The 14384-nt window shown below is 60.8% G+C and carries 15 protein-coding genes; 14 read left to right on the forward strand and 1 reads right to left on the reverse strand.

The window, feature by feature from the left end:
- Positions 1-24: 24 nt before the first annotated feature.
- Positions 25-588 (reverse strand): phasin family protein, encoded by a 564-nt coding sequence (locus DFR34_RS02355; protein ID WP_110389562.1) that lies wholly within the window; start codon positions 586-588, stop codon positions 25-27.
- A gap of 572 nt (positions 589-1160) precedes the next feature.
- Here DFR34_RS02355 and minC point away from each other — a divergent pair.
- The 14 genes from minC (at position 1161) to DFR34_RS02425 (ending at position 14312) form a co-directional block, all read left to right on the forward strand.
- Positions 1161-1949 carry a septum site-determining protein MinC gene (gene minC, locus DFR34_RS02360; RefSeq protein WP_110389563.1) on the forward strand — a complete coding sequence of 263 codons (789 nt, stop codon included), beginning with the start codon at positions 1161-1163 and terminating at the stop codon, positions 1947-1949.
- A gap of 311 nt (positions 1950-2260) precedes the next feature.
- Positions 2261-3073 carry a septum site-determining protein MinD gene (gene minD, locus DFR34_RS02365; RefSeq protein WP_110389702.1) on the forward strand — a complete coding sequence of 271 codons (813 nt, stop codon included), beginning with the start codon at positions 2261-2263 and terminating at the stop codon, positions 3071-3073.
- Between the two features lie 2 nt (positions 3074-3075).
- Positions 3076-3342 carry a cell division topological specificity factor MinE gene (gene minE, locus DFR34_RS02370; protein WP_110389564.1) on the forward strand — a complete coding sequence of 89 codons (267 nt, stop codon included), beginning with the start codon at positions 3076-3078 and terminating at the stop codon, positions 3340-3342.
- Complete coding sequence (locus DFR34_RS02375; protein ID WP_110389565.1) at positions 3339-4289, forward strand: LysR substrate-binding domain-containing protein; 951 nt, start codon at positions 3339-3341, stop codon at positions 4287-4289. The genes minE and DFR34_RS02375 overlap by 4 nt, the downstream gene beginning before the upstream one ends.
- An 88-nt stretch (positions 4290-4377) precedes the next feature.
- The gene (locus DFR34_RS02380) at positions 4378-5517 is read left to right on the forward strand and encodes an NAD(P)/FAD-dependent oxidoreductase (protein ID WP_110389566.1); all 1140 of its coding nucleotides are present in this window, start codon (positions 4378-4380) and stop codon (positions 5515-5517) included.
- Positions 5518-5656: 139 nt separating this feature from the next.
- On the forward strand, positions 5657-6724 hold the full coding sequence (gene mutY, locus DFR34_RS02385; protein ID WP_211309266.1) for an A/G-specific adenine glycosylase: 1068 nt from the start codon (positions 5657-5659) through the stop codon (positions 6722-6724).
- Positions 6725-6928: 204 nt separating this feature from the next.
- Positions 6929-7216, forward strand: coding sequence for a co-chaperone GroES (gene groES / locus DFR34_RS02390; protein ID WP_110389568.1), 288 nt, complete (start codon positions 6929-6931; stop codon positions 7214-7216).
- Positions 7217-7293: 77 nt separating this feature from the next.
- Positions 7294-8928, forward strand: coding sequence for a chaperonin GroEL (groL, locus tag DFR34_RS02395; RefSeq protein ID WP_110389569.1), 1635 nt, complete (start codon positions 7294-7296; stop codon positions 8926-8928).
- Positions 8929-9098: 170 nt separating this feature from the next.
- Positions 9099-9845, forward strand: a complete 747-nt coding sequence (locus tag DFR34_RS02400) for a Nif3-like dinuclear metal center hexameric protein (RefSeq protein WP_110389570.1) — start codon at positions 9099-9101, stop codon at positions 9843-9845.
- Positions 9846-10135: 290 nt separating this feature from the next.
- Positions 10136-10720 carry a ubiquinol-cytochrome c reductase iron-sulfur subunit gene (petA, locus tag DFR34_RS02405; protein WP_110389571.1) on the forward strand — a complete coding sequence of 195 codons (585 nt, stop codon included), beginning with the start codon at positions 10136-10138 and terminating at the stop codon, positions 10718-10720.
- 18 nt (positions 10721-10738) lie between these two features.
- Complete coding sequence (locus DFR34_RS02410; protein WP_110389572.1) at positions 10739-12079, forward strand: cytochrome b; 1341 nt, start codon at positions 10739-10741, stop codon at positions 12077-12079.
- 17 nt (positions 12080-12096) lie between these two features.
- Positions 12097-12855, forward strand: a complete 759-nt coding sequence (locus tag DFR34_RS02415; RefSeq protein WP_110389573.1) for a cytochrome c1 — start codon at positions 12097-12099, stop codon at positions 12853-12855.
- A gap of 307 nt (positions 12856-13162) precedes the next feature.
- Positions 13163-13765: a glutathione S-transferase N-terminal domain-containing protein gene (locus DFR34_RS02420; protein ID WP_110389574.1), complete on the forward strand. Its 603-nt coding sequence runs from the start codon at positions 13163-13165 to the stop codon at positions 13763-13765.
- 91 nt (positions 13766-13856) lie between these two features.
- Positions 13857-14312: a ClpXP protease specificity-enhancing factor gene (locus tag DFR34_RS02425; RefSeq protein ID WP_110389575.1), complete on the forward strand. Its 456-nt coding sequence runs from the start codon at positions 13857-13859 to the stop codon at positions 14310-14312.
- Positions 14313-14384: the final 72 nt, after the last annotated feature.

Here is a 14384-nt window from a genome sequence, read left to right on the forward strand (position 1 = left end):
TTGACTCAGCGGGTCCTGCTTGAATTACTTCTTGGCGGCGGCGGCGGTGCGAGCCACGGCGGCGCTGGCGGCCTTGGCCGAGTTGGCAGCGGCTTCAACGCCGGCTTCTGCCAGTTCGGTGCCGACTTTCTTGGCGGTGCGGGTCACGTTGTCGTAAGCGGCGGTGGCCGAGGTCAGCATGTTCTTGACGGCGTTGATGGCCACTTCGGAACCGGCCGGCGCGTTCTTGGTGACTTTGTCCAGGTTGGCGCACAGCTGCTTGTTGAATTCCAGCACTTGCTCTTCCACGAAGGACTGGATGTCGGTCTGGGTTTGCAGGGCAGCGTCGTACACCGAGCGAGCCACGGAGAAGGCTTGGTCGATGCCCGGTTGTGCCAGGCTGGCTTGATATTCCAGCACGGCCTTCGGATCTTTCAGTTCCACCAGGGCTTTGGTGGTGGCGGCTTGGTCAGCCAGCAGCTTCTTGGACAGTTCCAGATGCAGGTTGGCAAAGCGTTCGGCGCTGGCCAGCACGATGTTGGACAGGCGCACGGCCTTGTCGAATTGGGCTTGGCTCAGGGACTTCAGTTGCTCGTTGTTGTTGAACATGGTGCTTCCTTTCGCGTGGTCAAGGTTGGTGTTGTCTTCGTCTTCCGGTGGATGTGCCAGGACGAAGTGTACCGCCGTCTGCTGCGTGTCCGCCTGGAATCGATCGTGATGTTGCGTTGCAGCATCCTGAGTTGAAGATTACTGCATTCTGAAACTGTCGTCAAGTGTTTTGTTGCGCTGCAACATTGGGCAAGTGGCTATTTTTTATTGGATTTTTATTCAGTTGCAACAGTTGGTCACAAGTTTTTGTCACATGACTATGGTTTTGCGCGCTACAGCAGCCATCCCTCTGTGTGACTGACAAGCGGGCGGAATGCGCCAGTTTTGCTTGGGAGGGCAGGGTTTGCCCGCCTTGAAGCAGACCCGGCCAGCGGGTACACTCATCTTCCATATTTCCTGACCGGTTGAGCCATTCGTCATCGCACTGGGTCCTGCGCTGGCGTGGGCTGACTGGTCTTCACCTGACGACCGACAGAAGGTGTGCCCATGCTTGCTTGCCAGTGCTCCCGCCCGGCCCGGCGCCATGTGCCCATGCCATCGGTGTCCTGTTTCCGGGAGCGACCGTTCACACCATGACCGCCACCCATTCCCTGTCTGTCCTTGATATCAAATCCGCCTCGCTGGATGTGCTGTCCCTGCTGTTGCGTTCAGCCGACCCTGAACTGCTCCGCAACGAATTGTCGGCACGGCTGGCGCGCCGACCGAAGGCGTTTGCCAGCGAACCTTTTCTGCTGGATGTGTCGGCGCTGGATGACAGCGTGGCCGATGCTCTGCCGCAACTGTGTGAACTGTTGCAATCCCAGGGGGTGCGCATCATCGGCGTGCGCCACAGCAGCGCCGCCGTGGGCGAGCAGGCGCGGGCGCTGGGCTGGGGGTGGTTTCCGGCCAAGCTGGAACGCCCATCCGCGCCTGTTGCTGAACCCGCCGAACCCGTCAGCGTACCCGAATCCTTGCCTGAGCCCGTGGCGGCTGAGCCCGAGCCCGCGCCGCAAGTGTCGGGTGGTGGGCTAGGCTGTACGGGCAAAACCCTGGTGGTGGATCGTCCGGTGCGCGCCGGCCAGCAGGTGTATGCCCGGGATGGCAATCTGGTGGTGCTGGCTGCTGTCAGCCCTGGCGCCGAGTTGATTGCCGATGGCGATATCCATGTGTATGCCCGCATGCGTGGCCGGGCATTGGCCGGTGCGCGCGGCAATGTCGATGCGCGGATTTTCATGCAGCAGATGGCTGCCGAGCTGGTGTCGATTGCCGGGGTGTATCGTACTTTGGAAGAAGACCTGCCGGAGACGCTGCATGAGCGTGCCGTGCAGGTGTCGCTGGATGGCAGCAAGTTGGTGCTGGCGGCCATGGCGGTGTCGGGCTGAGTGTAGCGGAAACCATTTCTCTACCGTGGCCCTGACCGGGGGTCACGATGTGGTGTCTGCGGGCGCCTCTCCTTGAGGATGTGGCCGGAAAACCGGGCTTTCTCATGCGTCTTGCTTATTTTCTAAGTAAATCTACTTAATCGTGAACTCTTGAGCAAAGCCTTGTGCAATATGGCTTTGAGCCGCGCTCGAAATCCTGAAATACTGTGTGTAAACTGCGCGTGCCGCGCGAGCACACAGGGCTCCGTGAAGGGGCTTGCCGCGTGCTTGCGCGCCAGCCAGCAGAAACGTTCAACGTTCAGGAAAATACCGTGGCAAAAATTATTGTAGTGACCTCGGGTAAGGGGGGCGTCGGTAAAACCACTACCAGCGCCAATTTCGCTACTGGCCTGGCCTTGCAGGGCCATCGCACCGTGGTGATCGATTTTGACGTCGGCTTGCGCAATCTCGACCTGATCATGGGCTGCGAGCGCCGCGTGGTGTATGACTTCATCAATGTCATCAACAAGGAAGCCAAGCTCAATCAGGCCCTGATCAAGGACAAGCACTGCGACAATCTGTTTGTGCTGCCGGCCTCGCAAACCCGCGATAAAGAAGCACTGACCCGTGAAGGTGTCGGTGAGGTGCTGGCCGAACTGGCCGAAGAATTTGAATATATTGTTTGCGACTCGCCAGCCGGCATCGAAAGCGGTGCGCTGATGGCGCTGTATTACGCCGATGAGGCCCTGGTGGTCACCAATCCGGAAGTCTCGTCGGTGCGTGACTCTGATCGCATTTTGGGTATTCTGGCCAGCAAGTCCCGCCGCGCCGAGCGCAACGAAGAGCCGATCAAGGAACATCTGCTGATCACCCGTTATGCCCCGGCGCGGGTGGACAAGGGCGAAATGCTATCAGTTGAAAACATTTGCGACATCCTGTGCATTCCGCTGATTGGCGTGGTGCCTGAATCCCAGGCGGTGCTGCTGGCCTCCAATGAAGGCGTGCCGGTGATCCACAAGGCCGATACTGATGTGGCGCAGGCATATCAGGATGTGGTGAGCCGTTTCATGGGCGACGAACTGCCGATGCGCTTTCTGGATGCACCGCCCAAGCCTGGCCTGCTCAAGCGCCTTTTTGGAGGCTGACCATGTCGTTGATTGATCGCTGGCTGGGACGCAGCATGGAAAAACAGTCGGCAGCCGTGGCGCATGAGCGTTTGCAGATTATCCTCACCCATGAGCGCAATGGCCGCACCGGCACGCCCGATTATCTGCCAGCGTTGCAAAAAGAGCTGTTGGCGGTGATTTCCAAATACGTCGCCGTGTCGGCAGAAAACATCAAGGTGCAGCTGGAGCGTCAGGATCAGCTGGAAGTCCTGGAAGTGAATATCGTCTTGCCGGATTCGCGCGGATGACTCTCACCGAATTGCGCTACATCGTGGCCGTGGCGCGCGAGCGCCACTTTGGCCGGGCGGCGGCGGCCTGCTTTGTCAGTCAGCCCACGTTGAGCATTGCCGTGCGCAAGCTGGAAGAAGAACTGGGCATCACCCTGTTCGAGCGCGGCAGCAATGAAATCACCGTCACCGACACCGGCGAGCGCATCATCGAGCAGGCGCAGCGGGTGCTGGAAGAAGTCTCGGTGATCAAAACCCTGGCCAGCGAGCTGAAAAACGAGCTGGTCGGGCCGTTCCGCCTGGGGGTGATTTTCACCATCGGGCCGTATCTGCTGCCGGCGCTGATTCCGGCCCTGCGCGAGCTGGCGCCGGATATGCCGCTCTACCTGGAAGAAAACTACACCGCCCGGCTGGCCGACATGCTCAAGCGCGGCGAGGTGGATGCGGTGATTGTCGCCGAACCCTTTGACGAGCCTGGCGTGGTCACCTATCCCCTGTACGATGAGCCCTTTGTGGTGGCTACGCCCAGAACCCATCCCTGGGCCAAGCGCAAAACCATCAGCTCGGCTGAGCTGGCCAATGAAAGCGTGCTGCTGCTGACTCAGGGCAACTGTTTTCGTGATCAGGTGCTGGCGCTGTGCGACCGCTTGCAGCAGCCGGCAGCGCCGGGTGGTCATGCACTGTCACGAACCCTGCAGGGCAGCTCCTTGACCACCATCCGCCATATGGTGGCCAGTGGCGTGGGCATCACCGTGATGCCAGTGACCTCGGTGGGCCCGGGGGATGAGGCTTTGCTGGGCATTGTGCCGTTTGCTGCCCCCGCCCCCACCCGGCGGGTGGTGCTGGCCTGTCGCAAGCAGTTTTACCGGCGCAACGCCATCGCCGCGCTGTGTCAGGCGGTGCGTCACAGTGCCTTGCCCGGCGTGCAATGGCTGGACAATGCGCCGATGTCCGCCGAGGCATCCTGAGCGCTTGCATGCTGTCGGCTTTGCCGACCATCCCCATCATCCTTTATGATGGAGTGTTTTCACCGTCGCACTGGAATAGTGACTGCAAATGGAATCCGTGCTCATTCTTGGTAATGGTCAGGCGGGCATCGCCCTGGCCCGGGAAATCCGCAAACTCGACCCGCGTCGCCCGATCACCCTGCTGGGGCGCGATGCGTATGGGTTCAATCGTTCCGAGTTTGTGCAGGCGCTGGGGCCCTCGCAAAAAACCCTGAGCACCGAGGATTTGCTGGCGCTGGGTGAACAATTGCGCATTGATATGGTGCCCAACTGCACGGCGCAGTCGATCCGTGTGGCGGATTGCAGTGTACAGACCGACCATGGCGAATATCAGGCTGACAAGCTGGTGCTGGCGCTGGGTTCCAGCCCGATGCTGCCCAGCTTCGCCCGCGATTTGCCTGGCCTGGTAGCTGCGGTGACTCACGCCAGCGTAGTGAACAAGCTGCGCGCCCGCCTGGCCTCGGTCAAGGACTTGATCATCATTGGCGCCGGCCAGTCTGGCTGCGAGCTGGCCAATACCCTGGCGGATGCCGGCAAGAATGTCACGGTGATCGAACAACACGCCGGCCCGCTGTTCGAGCTGATGCCACTGGATGCGCGCCGCTATCTGGTTGAGCAACTGGAAGAGCGCGGGGTGAAGTTCCACTTCAATGCCCGTTGCGCCAGTGCCAGCAAAGAAGGCCACCGTGCCCAGCTGGCGCTGACCAATGGCAAGCATGTCGAGGGTGATCTGGTCATTGCCTGCATCGGCGTGGTGCCCAACACCAAGCTGGCCAGTGATGCCGGCCTGAAGGTGCGCAAAGGCATCATGGTGGACCGCAAGCTGGCCACCAGTGCGCCCGATGTCTACGCGCTGGGTGATTGCGCCGAAATCAACGGCGTCTGGCTGCCGTATAGCCAGGCCATTCACCACGAAGTCTCGGCACTGGCGCGTGTGCTGACGGGACAGAATGTCCAGTTGAACTTCCCGCCTATGCCGCTGAAGCTCAACATCCCATGCTGCCCTACGGTGATTGCCCAGCCACGCCCGGGTTTGACCGGCCAGTGGGAAACCCTGATGGTGGAACACGGCCTGAACGCCAGCTTTATCAGCGAGCGCGGCCAGCTGTCCGGCTTTGTGCTGATGGGCGAAGAAACCGCCGAAGCGCCGTTCCTGCAAGACGAAATCCCCAACTGGATGAATCTGTAATCCCCATCCGCTGACCGCACATCCTGCATGGCGCGCCATCCCCGGTTGATCCGGCGATGGCGCGCGTGTTTTTGGCAGCTTTGTTTTTTGCGCTGGCGCGGCTATGCTGCCGCCTCTTGTCTTGCTGGTTGCCTGCGCCATGTCTGTTGCTGTGTCCTTTGCCGAATTTGCCCCCCGCCTGATTGCCTGGCAGCGCCAGCATGGCCGCCACGGCCTGCCCTGGCAGGTGGACGACCCCTACAAGGTGTGGGTGTCGGAAATCATGTTGCAGCAAACCCAGGTGTCCACCGTGCTGGGGTATTACCCGGCCTTCTTGCAGCGCTTTCCCGATGTCGCCACCCTGGCTGCTGCCCCGCTGGACGATGTGCTGGCGGCCTGGAGCGGGCTGGGCTATTACAGCCGCGCGCGCAATCTGCACCGCGCTGCCGGCCAGGTGATGAACGAATTTGCCGGCCGTTTTCCCGACAGCCAGGATGCCTTGATGACGCTGTGTGGGGTGGGTCGCTCCACCGCGGCAGCGATTGCCGCTTTTGCCTTTGCCCGCCGTGCGGCGATTCTGGATGGCAATGTCAAGCGCGTGCTCACCCGCTGCTATGGCATTGAGGGCTGGCCCGGCGACAAAGCCATCGAAAACCAGCTATGGACGCTGGCCGAGCAGCTCTTGCCGGACTCGGTGGCGCACATGGCCGCCTACACCCAGGGGCTGATGGATTTGGGCAGCTTGCTGTGCGTGCGCGGCCAGCCGCGTTGCGGCGAATGTCCGATGGCCGACGGCTGCGTGGCGCGCGCGCAGGGCCGCCAGCGCGCGCTGCCCACTGCCCGTCCGCGCAAGGCGCAGCCCTTGCGCAGCACGGTGATGCTGCTGGCGCGCAATGCCGCTGGCGAGGTGTGGCTGCAACGCCGCCCGGACAGCGGCGTGTGGGGCGGGCTGTGGAGCCTGCCCGAGCTGGCGGACATCGGCGAAGCGCCCCATTGGCTGGCGGCGGCGGGCTGGACAGCGGCGCCGCTGACGCCGCCGTGGCCCACCGTGCAGCATGTGTTCACCCATTTTCGTCTGGACATCACCCCGCAGCCGGTGCAGGTGCGCGCCACGGCGGGGGCAGGCCCGGCCGATGGGCGCTGGTGGACGCAGGAGGCCGCGCTGGCGCTGGGCTTGCCGGCGCCGGTGCGCCGCTTGCTGGACACCCGGCAGGACAGTTTGTGGTGAGTGGCGCTGGCCGTGGCGAGACAGGCTGGCTGCACATGTGGCCGGTGGCGGACAAAAAAAATGATTTTCCGCTCTTGAAAACCTTGGCGTGCGTCCATACTATTAGCACTCGCAAGCGTTGAGTGCTAATCAGCTAGGCCATCTCGATGATTTGACTTGCTTTTTTGTTTCTCGACATCCAACCCGAATTTAGGAGAAGTTCTCATGGCTATTCGTCCCCTGCACGACCGTGTAGTTATCAAGCGTCTCGAAGCTGAAGAAAAAACCGCTTCCGGCATCGTTCTGCCGGGCGCAGCCGCCGAGAAGCCGGACATGGGCGAAGTGATCGCGGTGGGCAACGGCAAGATCCTGGAAAACGGCGAACGCCGCCCGCTGGAAGTGAAAAAGGGCGACAAGGTGCTGTTCGGCAAATACTCCGGCCAGACCGTCAAGGTGGACGGCGAAGAGCTGCTGGTGATGCGCGAAGAAGACATCATGGGTATCGTTGAATAATCAACCGCCTGTTGACCCTGCTGTATTCAGATTAGTAATCGTCAAGTACGACAACGACAGAATTTCGGAGTAAAAAAATGGCTGCCAAAGAAGTCAAGTTCGGTGATTCCGCTCGCGCCAAGATGGTGATCGGCGTCAATATCCTGGCCGACGCCGTCAAAGTGACCCTGGGCCCGAAGGGCCGCAATGTGGTGCTGGACCGCAGCTATGGTTCGCCGACCATCACCAAGGATGGCGTGTCGGTGGCCAAGGAAATCGAACTGAAAGACAAGTTCGAGAACATGGGCGCACAAATGGTCAAGGAAGTGGCTTCCAAGACCAACGACATCGCCGGTGACGGCACCACCACCGCCACCGTGCTGGCGCAAGCCGTGGTGCAAGAAGGCATGAAGTACGTGGCCGCCGGCATGAACCCGATGGACCTGAAGCGCGGCATCGACAAGGCCGTGATCGCCGTGGTGGAAGAGCTGAAGAAAATCTCCAAGCCGTGCGCCACCACCAAGGAAATCGCCCAGGTGGGTTCGATCTCCGCCAACAGTGACACCGTGATTGGTGACAAGATCGCCGCCGCCATGGAAAAAGTCGGCAAAGAAGGCGTGATCACCGTAGAAGACGGTTCGGGCCTGGAAGACGAGCTGGACGTGGTGGAAGGCATGCAGTTTGACCGCGGCTACCTGTCCCCGTACTTCATCAACCAGCCGGAAAAGCAGATCGCCCAGCTGGAAAACCCGTTTGTGCTGCTGTTCGACAAGAAAATCAGCAACATCCGCGACCTGCTGCCGGTGCTGGAGCAAGTGGCCAAGTCCGGCCGCCCGCTGCTGATCATCGCTGAAGACGTGGACGGCGAAGCGCTGGCCACCCTGGTGGTGAACACCATCCGCGGCATCCTGAAGGTGTGTGCCGTCAAGGCCCCGGGCTTTGGCGACCGCCGCAAGGCCATGCTGGAAGACATCGCCGTGCTGACCGGCGGCACCGTGATCGCCGAAGAAGTGGGCCTGACCCTGGAAAAGGTCACCCTGGATCTGCTGGGCCAAGCCAAGCGCGTCGAAGTGGGCAAGGAAAACACCACCATCATCGACGGCGTGGGCGAAGCTGCTGCCATCCAGGCGCGCGTTGAGCAAATCCGTCGCCAGATCGAAGAAGCCACCAGCGACTACGACCGCGAGAAGCTGCAAGAGCGCGTGGCCAAGCTGGCCGGCGGTGTGGCCGTGATCAAGGTTGGCGCCGCCACCGAAGTCGAAATGAAAGAAAAGAAAGCCCGCGTGGAAGACGCCCTGCACGCCACCCGCGCTGCGGTGGAAGAAGGCATTGTGCCTGGCGGCGGTGTGGCCCTGCTGCGCGCCCGCGCCAACCTGGGCAACCTGAAGGGCGACAATGCCGAGCAAAGCGCCGGCATCCAGATCGTGCTGAAGGCCATCGAAGCCCCGCTGCGCCAGATCGTCGCCAACGCTGGCGATGAGCCGTCGGTGGTGGTGAACAAGGTGTTCGAAGGCACGGGCAACTTTGGCTTCAACGCTGCCAGCGGCGAATACGGCGATATGGTGGAAATGGGCGTGCTGGATCCGACCAAGGTCACCCGCTCCGCACTGCAACACGCCGCGTCCATCGCCGGCCTGATGCTGACCACCGACTGCATGATCGCCGAGCTGCCGGAAGACAAGCCGGCAGCCCCGGACATGGGTGGCATGGGCGGTATGGGCGGCATGATGTAATGTCGGCCTGACAGCCTTACTGGCCGGGCATTTGCCTGGCCTGACGAAAAACCCGCGCGCAAGCGCGGGTTTTTTTATGTCTTTCTGCGCTTCGCTACGTATTCCTACTTGGGGCTAAGGCTAAGTCCGTGCGACAATCCGCCCTGTTTGAAGTTCAGGGAATTGGTGCGATGCAACGCAGCGATGTGCTTCAGGCTCTGGACAGTGTGCTGGAGCCCTGGCGGTTCAAGGATTACTGCCCGAATGGCTTGCAAGTGGAAGGGCGCGCGGACATCCGCCGCATCGTCACGGGCGTCACCGCCAGCGCGGCGCTGATCGACGCGGCGATTGCCCTGCAAGCCGACGCCATTCTGGTGCACCACGGTTACTTCTGGAAAAACGAAGACCCGCGCGTGCTGGGCATGAAAAAATCCCGCCTGGCGCAATTGCTGGCGCACGACATCAACCTGATCGCCTATCACCTGCCGCTGGACGCTCACCCGACGCTGGGCAATAACGCCACGCTGGCGCGCGTGCTGGGCATCACCCCGCTGGGCCAGGGCGGCGAGCAAAATCTGCTGTGGCGCGGCGAGCTGGCCCAGCCGATGCGTCTGGCCGACTGGGCTGACCATGTGCAGCGCCAGTTGGGCCGCGCGCCGCTGGCCTTGGGCGCGGCGGACAAGCTGATCCGCCAGGTGGCCTGGTGCACCGGCGGTGCGCCGGGCATGCTGGCCGACGCCGTGGCGCTGGGGGTGGATGCCTACCTGACCGGCGAGGCGTCTGAGCCATGCGCGCATATCGCCGCGGAAACCGGCGTGGCCTTTGTCGCCGCTGGCCACCACGCCACTGAACGCTATGGCGTACAGGCGCTGGGCGAGCATCTGGCGCAAACGCTGGGGCTGGACGTGCGCTGGGTGGACATCGACAACCCGATTTAGTGTGGCTGACCAAGCCCCTAGAGTGCCCGGCTTGGCCACACCGTTTGCCGCCACACGCCTGACCCGGATTGCTGCGCACAAGCCAATTGACTGGCCATGTGTTAATACGGTCAGGCTAATCGTCTGTTTTATATAAGACCTGTGTTCGGCCTGTTCTGGCGCAATGCGCCCGATGTCGGACGGACAGGCAGTGGATAACTAAGTTTTTTGCATAAATGCTTTAAGTCCCTACCGCCAATCAGGTAAAATCAACCAGTTTTAGCTCGGTTTTCATGTTTGAGGATGAGTAAATGAGTGAGCAACAAGTCGATACGGGCCGTCGCCGGTTCCTGACGGTTGCGACCAGCGCCGCAGGTGGCGTGGCCGCAGCGGCTGTAGCCACCCCGTTTGTGTTGAGCTTCTTCCCCTCGGAGCGTGCCAAGGCTGCAGGCGCCCCGGTGGAAGTGGACATCAGCAAACTGGAGGCAGGCCAAAAGATCAACGTTGAATGGCGCGGCAAGCCGGTGTGGGTGGTCAACCGCACGCCGGAACAGGTGAAAAACCTGCCCAAGCTGGATGGCAAGCTGGTCGATCCGGCTTCCGAAGTGCCGCAACAGCCGGATTACTGCAAGAATCCGCATCGTTCGATCAAGCCGGAAATCCTGGTCGCCGTCGGTATTTGCACCCACCTGGGCTGTTCCCCGACCTTCCGCCCCGATCTGGCCCCGGCTGATCTGGGCCCGGAATGGCTGGGCGGCTTCTACTGCCCGTGCCATGGTTCCAAGTTCGACCTGGCCGCTCGCGTCTACTCGGGCGTGCCGGCTCCGAAGAACATGGAAATCCCCCCGCACAAATACATGTCGGACACTCGCCTGCTGATCGGCGATGACAAATAAGCGAAGGGCACACACAAAATGAGCAAGCAACAAGCTGTTTTGGACTGGATCGACGCCCGCTTCCCGCTGACGTCGACCTGGAAGGCGCATGTTTCTGAGTACTACGCGCCGAAAAACTTCAACTTCTGGTACTTCTTTGGTTCGCTGGCCATGCTGGTGCTGGTGATTCAGATTGTCACCGGCATCTTCCTGACCATGAACTACAAGCCGGACGGCACCCTGAACGCCTCTGGCGTGCCGGTGGCCTTCGCCTCGGTCGAGTACATCATGCGCGACGTGGCCGGCGGCTGGATCATCCGCTACATGCACTCCACCGGCGCCTCGATGTTCTTCGTCGTGGTCTACCTGCACATGTTCCGTGGCCTGATTTACGGCTCGTACAAGCAACCGCGCGAACTGGTGTGGATTTTTGGCTGCCTGATCTTCCTGTGCCTGATGGCCGAAGCCTTCATGGGCTATCTGCTGCCCTGGGGCCAGATGTCGTTCTGGGGCGCGCAGGTGATTGTGAACCTGTTTGCCTCGATCCCGGTCATCGGCCCGGATCTGTCGGTGTTCATCCGCGGTGACTTTGTTGTCGGCGACGCCACCCTGAACCGCTTCTTTGCCCTGCACGTGATCGCTGTGCCGCTGATTCTGGTGGCGCTGGTGGCAGCTCACCTGATCGCCCTGCACGAAGTCGGCTCCAACAACCCGGATGGCGTCGAGATCAAGAAAAACAAGGATCCGGTCACCCACATTCCGCTGGATGGCATTCCGTTCCACCCGTACTACACCGTCAAGGATGTGCTGGGTGTGGTGGTGTTCCTGATCGTGTTCAGCGCTGTGGTGTTCCTGGTGCCGGAAATGGGCGGTTACTTCCTTGAGCATCCGAACTTCGACCCGGCTGACCCGCTGAAGACCCCGCCGCACATTGCGCCGGTGTGGTACTTCACCCCGTTCTACGCCATTCTGCGCGCGATTCCGTCGTTTGCCGGCACCCAGGTGTGGGGCGTGCTGGGCATGGGCGGCGCCGTGGTGCTGATCGCCTTCCTGCCGTGGCTGGATAAATCCCCGGTCAAGTCGATCCGCTATCGCAGCACCAAGTTCAAGGTGATGGTCACCCTGTTCATCATCGCCTTCATCGGCCTGGGCATTCTGGGCGCCATGCCGTCCACCAACGTGCGCACCGTGATCGCTCAGATCTTCTCGGTGATGTACTTCGGTTTCTTCCTGGGCATGCCGTTCTTCACCAAGAACGACGTGGGCAGTGTCGCCACGCCGGCTCGCGTCACCGACAACACTGGTGGCCGTCAGGTGCTGTTCTTCGTGCTCATGGCCTTGGCAATCGGCGGCGCCACGCTGTTCGCCAAGATGGTTTGATCCAGGGGATGACAACAATGAAAAAGCATTTTCGTCACCTGATCGCTGCGCTGGCTCTGGTTCTGCCAGTGGCTGCTTTCGCCAATAGCGAAGGCCCGGCTCTGGAAAAAGCGCCGATCAATGTCAAGGACGTCGAATCGCTGCAACGCGGCGCCCAGATTTTCAACAACTACTGCCTGTCCTGCCACTCGGCCAGCTACATGCGCTACAACCGTCTGCAAGACCTGGCGCTGTCCGAAACGCAAATCAAGGACAACCTGATGTTCGCCACCGACAAGATTGGCGACACCATGGCTGTCTCGATGGACAAAAAAGAAGCCAAGGACTGGTTCGGCGCCACTCCGCCTGACCTGACCGTGATCGCCCGCTCGCGCGGCGCCGATTACCTGTACGGCTATATGCGCGGCTTCTACCGCGACGAAAGCCGTCCGACTGGCTGGAACAACCAGGTATTCGACAAGGTGGGCATGCCGCACATCCTGTGGGAATGGCAAGGCGAGCAGCGTCTGGAAACGGTCAAGAACAAGGAAGGCCACGAAGAGCACAAGCTCGTGCTGGTCAAGCCGGGTTCGCTGACCAAGCTGGAAAACGGAAAGGCCGACACCAGCGAATACGACAAGCGCGCTGCGGATCTGGTCAACTACATGGTGTACATGTCCGAGCCGTCGCAAGTGAAGCGTGAGCAGATTGGCTATGTGGTCATCCTGTTCCTGGCGCTGGTGATGTTCCCGCTGGCCTATTTCCTGAAGAAGGAATACTGGAAGGACGTGCACTAAGCGCGGCTGACAAAACCCGCCTGGCCTTGTTGTGTGATCTTTACGGTTACATATTTGGCCAGGACTGTTTCACCGGGTTTTGTGAGTGGTGCTCAGCAGGATGTTTTCTCGGCGCTTGCGCCGGAAAAACAGCTGCCCGCCCTTCTGCCAGGCATGAAAAACGGAGAGTTCGCTCTCCGTTTTTCTTTTTTAAAACAATCTACTATGTGCTAAAACTGGCGATTGCCCCGCCCAGAATGCTACACTATGTGATTGTTATCACCTACCTGGGCCTGATTTGGCCCCTCTGACGGAGATCATACAGACCATGATGACGCTCTATTCCGGCACCACCTGCCCGTTCAGCCATCGCTGCCGCATTGTCCTGTTCGAAAAAGGCATGGACTTCCAGATCAACGACGTTGACGTGCACAACAAGCCGGAAGACCTCGCGGTCATGAACCCGTACAACGAAGTGCCGGTGCTGGTCGAGCGCGACCTGATCCTGCACGAGTCGAACATCATCAACGAATACATCGACGAGCGCTTCCCGCATCCGCAGCTGATGCCGGCCGACCCGGTGATGCGCGCTCGCGCCCGTCTGTTCCTGTTCCGCTTTGAGCAAGAGCTGTTTGTGCACGTGCGCCAGCTGGAGCAATCGCAAGGCGGCAAGGCCGGTGAGCGCGCCCGTGAGGCGATTCGCGACAGCCTGACCCAGATTGCGCCGATCTTTACCAAGCAGAAGTTCATCCTGGGTGACGAGTTCTCCATGATCGACGTGGCGATTGCCCCGCTGATGTGGCGTCTGGAGCACTACAATATCGACCTGGGCAAGGCTGCTGCGCCGATTCTGAAATACTCCGAGCGCATTTTCAGCCGTCAGGCGTTCATTGATTCGCTGACCCCGGCAGAAAAGGCCATGCGCAAGTAAGCGGTGGCCCCGCCATGCGCGCCCCTGGCCAGGCTGTCCTGCCGCCAGGGGTTTTTTGTAAGCGTTTTGCTGATTGTTTCGGGATACCCTGATGAGCACCTCCACCAAGCCCTACCTGCTGCGCGCGCTGTACGAATGGTGCGCTGACAACCACTACACCCCACATCTCACCGTCTGGGTGGATGAGCATGTGCAAGTGCCGATGGCCTATGTGAAGAACAATGAAATTGTGCTGAACATTGGCGCCAACGCCACCCATAAACTGCTGATCGACAATGAATATGTGTCGTTCTCTGCCCGATTTTCCGGGGTGTCGCACGATATCTGGGTGCCGGTGGGGAATGTGATGGCGATTTTTGCCCGGGAAACCGGCGAAGGCATGGGTTTTGAAGTGGAATTGCAGCATCGCCCGGCGGAGGAAGACGCCGCCGAGGCGGAAGTGCTGGCCTTGCAGCCGGTGGCCAGCAGTGCACCGCCTGCGGATGAGCCGCCGCCGCGCCCGGCGGGCGGTGGCGGCGGACGGCCGTCGTTGAAGATCGTCAAGTAAGTAGGCTGGCAGCCCGGGCAAGCATGTCTGGGCTGTGTCACATCAGGGGCTCACAAAGCCTTCCTGGCCGTC

This window comes from Rivihabitans pingtungensis (assembly GCF_003201855.1).
Taxonomy (GTDB): domain Bacteria; phylum Pseudomonadota; class Gammaproteobacteria; order Burkholderiales; family Aquaspirillaceae; genus Rivihabitans; species Rivihabitans pingtungensis.